Origin of the sequence: Microcystis sp. M049S2 (genome assembly GCF_020245625.1) — a bacterium.
In the GTDB taxonomy this organism is placed as follows: domain Bacteria; phylum Cyanobacteriota; class Cyanobacteriia; order Cyanobacteriales; family Microcystaceae; genus Microcystis; species Microcystis ichthyoblabe_A.
The window spans coordinates 1-2,533 of sequence record NZ_JADBUN010000199.1 but is presented as its reverse complement, the minus strand read 5'-3'; the positions used below and the strand labels follow the sequence as shown (position 1 = coordinate 2,533).

Sequence of the window (2,533 nt, the reverse complement as noted above, 5' to 3'; positions counted from 1 at the left end):
GAAATTAATCCTAATTATGCTGAGGCTTACAACAATCGGGGGCTTCTTTACTATAACCAACAAAAATACGAATTAGCATCAGATGATTACAACAAAGCTATTGAAATTAATCCTAATTTTGCTTTGGCTTACAACAATCGGGGGGTTCTTTACCGTCTCCAAGAAAAATACGAATTAGCTTTAGCTGACTACGACAAAGCTATTGAAATTAATCGTAATGATGCTGTGGCTTACTACAATCGAGGGAATCTTTACTCTGACTTGCAGAAATACGATTTAGCCCTCTCTGACTACAGCAAAGCTATTGAAATTAATCGTAATTTTGCTGAGGCTTACGCCAATCGTGGTGTTTTATATGCCGAATTAAAACAAACCGAAAAAGCAAAAATTGATCTACAACAAGCAGCCATATTATTCCGCCAACAGAATAATATGGCAACTTATGAAAAGGTGATGCAGATTTTACAACAATTAGGGGGGTGAAATAGAAATCATCAATTATGGAAAGTCGAGAAATTATCAAAAAACTGAAGGATGAGGGATGGTATCAAGTAGGTACAACAGGAAGTCATCATCATTTTAAACATCCCCATAAAAAAGGGAAAGTGACTGTTCCTCACCCTAAAAAGGATATTCCCCTTAAAACCCTAATCAGTATCGAAAAACAAGCCGGTATTAAATTACGATAAAGGAGAAATCAATGATTACTTATTTAGCCACCGTTCATAAAGATAACCATAGTGATTATGGGGTACAATTTTATGACTTTCCGGGTTGTATTAGTGCAGGAGAAACCATCGAAGAAGCGAAAAAAATGGCAACTGAAGCCTTAAAAGGTCATATTTCCTTTATGTTGGCAGATGGGGACGAAATTCCCACCCCTAGCACCCTCGAAACCATTTTAACCGACGCGGATCATCAAGATGCGATCGCTTTTCTGCTCATTGAGGTATCAGAAGCTATTTTAAACCATCAGGAATTGTGTGTAAAAAACTAGGTGCAGTCCCTAGCTTGGTTTGAGGGAATAAATATGTTAAAGAAAACCTCTCAATTCTCAGGAAAAGCGCAACCCAACAACCAACACCTAAATCTGTCTGAATCTTTTTGTTGGGTTTCCTTGGGTCAACCCAATCGACGATAATTGCTATGATTACTATAATCCGTAGTCGTGGTCTTTTAGATGCCAAATTAAAACAAACCAAAAAAGCCAAAATTGACCTAGAACAAGCAGCTATAATATTCTACCAGCAGAATAATATGGCAACTTATGAAAAGGTGATGCAACTTTTACGCGAATTAGGGAGGTGACAAATGATAAAAACACCCGTTGATTTATACCGTAGAGGTAATGCTACATCTCCCAGAATGGATTATGTTCGTCCTAACAAAGATATTGCCATCTATGAAAATAATGGGCAAATATGGGTAAAAGAAACCCTTGTTGATGGATAAACACCGGGGGGAATTTCGACCTTTTCCGTTCAGGGAATAGGAAACAACTGGTGGAAACTAGATCGGGGAATTTCTATTCCCAGTGAGCTAGAATTAATTAATGATCGAGGTAATCACTGGTTATGGAAACCCTTATTTCCCATGTCAATAGAAACCTATCAACAAGCTTTAAGGGTAATTGGTGAATTTTTTTATCGTGTAAGTTGAGGTAAACTATGAAAACTCTATCATTTAAAGACATCCAATTTATTATCGAAGCTCTCGAATCCCTTCTCAAAAATTATAGTGACCGTATTCAACAAATAGAAGCTCTCGAAAACTATGAAGATGAAATTTCGGACTTAAGTAATGATTCTTTATTTTTACAAGAATTAATTACTGACTTACAAAATCAACAAACACAAGAATTGGCTCTACTTGTGCCTGAATTTGATTTAAAAAAAATGTCTTTACAAACATTAATTAAACAAGGAAAAAACCTGTCAATTGAGGAAAAATTAATCTTACTGGAATCTCTAACTTCATCAATCCGCGAAGAATATAATCTAATGCGAACCTGAAATGAGAAATCAATGATTACTTATTTAGCCATCGTTCATAAGGTCCGTAGTCGTGGTCTTTTATATGCCAAATTAAAACAAACCGAAAAAGCCAAAATTGATCTATAACAAGCAGCTATATTATTCCACCAACAGAATATAGCGGTAAGCACTTGAGTGAGATACAAACCAAGCTTTGCCTAGCATGGTTTATAGCTCGTGACACTGTACCTCATACGACTGCACACCGCTATAATATGGCAACTGATGAAAAGGTGATGCGGGTTTTACAACAATTAGGGGGATAAGTGGGGGGGTGAGTTATCAGTATTTAGTTTTTTCTAGTCTAGTCTGTTAATTGTTCATTAAAAACCTTCGGGAGGGATGTTATTTTATGACCTTAAAACAACTCATACAAGACAAACGAGAGGATATCCTAAAAATTGCCACCAAACATGGTGCTTTTAATGTGCGTGTATTTGGTTCCGTTGCTAGAGGTGAGGAAACCGAAAATAGTGATATTGATTTTTTAATTGATTATG

The 2,533-nt window shown here is 36.3% G+C and carries 8 protein-coding genes; all 8 read left to right on the top strand.

The window, feature by feature from the left end; genetic code table 11:
* Positions 1-483 (top strand): tetratricopeptide repeat protein (locus IM496_RS16695; RefSeq protein ID WP_287662623.1); only part of this gene is annotated, 483 nt, incomplete at its 5' end.
* A gap of 17 nt (positions 484-500) precedes the next feature.
* Positions 501-689: a type II toxin-antitoxin system HicA family toxin gene (locus IM496_RS16690; protein WP_002768607.1), complete on the top strand. Its 189-nt coding sequence runs from the start codon at positions 501-503 to the stop codon at positions 687-689.
* Between the two features lie 11 nt (positions 690-700).
* Positions 701-997, top strand: a complete 297-nt coding sequence (locus IM496_RS16685; RefSeq protein WP_002763050.1) for a type II toxin-antitoxin system HicB family antitoxin — start codon at positions 701-703, stop codon at positions 995-997.
* 149 nt (positions 998-1,146) lie between these two features.
* A complete protein-coding gene (locus IM496_RS16680; RefSeq protein WP_002774755.1) occupies positions 1,147-1,308 on the top strand; it encodes a hypothetical protein in 162 nt (53 codons plus the stop codon).
* A 3-nt stretch (positions 1,309-1,311) separates the two neighbouring features.
* The gene (locus IM496_RS16675; protein WP_287662622.1) at positions 1,312-1,452 is read left to right on the top strand and encodes a hypothetical protein; all 141 of its coding nucleotides are present in this window, start codon (positions 1,312-1,314) and stop codon (positions 1,450-1,452) included.
* A gap of 12 nt (positions 1,453-1,464) precedes the next feature.
* The gene (locus tag IM496_RS22740) at positions 1,465-1,659 is read left to right on the top strand and encodes a Tse2 family ADP-ribosyltransferase toxin (protein WP_502846479.1); all 195 of its coding nucleotides are present in this window, start codon (positions 1,465-1,467) and stop codon (positions 1,657-1,659) included.
* Positions 1,660-1,667: 8 nt separating this feature from the next.
* Positions 1,668-2,012, top strand: coding sequence for a hypothetical protein (locus IM496_RS16670; protein WP_079205650.1), 345 nt, complete (start codon positions 1,668-1,670; stop codon positions 2,010-2,012).
* Between the two features lie 373 nt (positions 2,013-2,385).
* The coding region (locus tag IM496_RS16665) for a nucleotidyltransferase family protein (RefSeq protein WP_287662624.1) at positions 2,386-2,533 on the top strand (148 nt) is incomplete at its 3' end.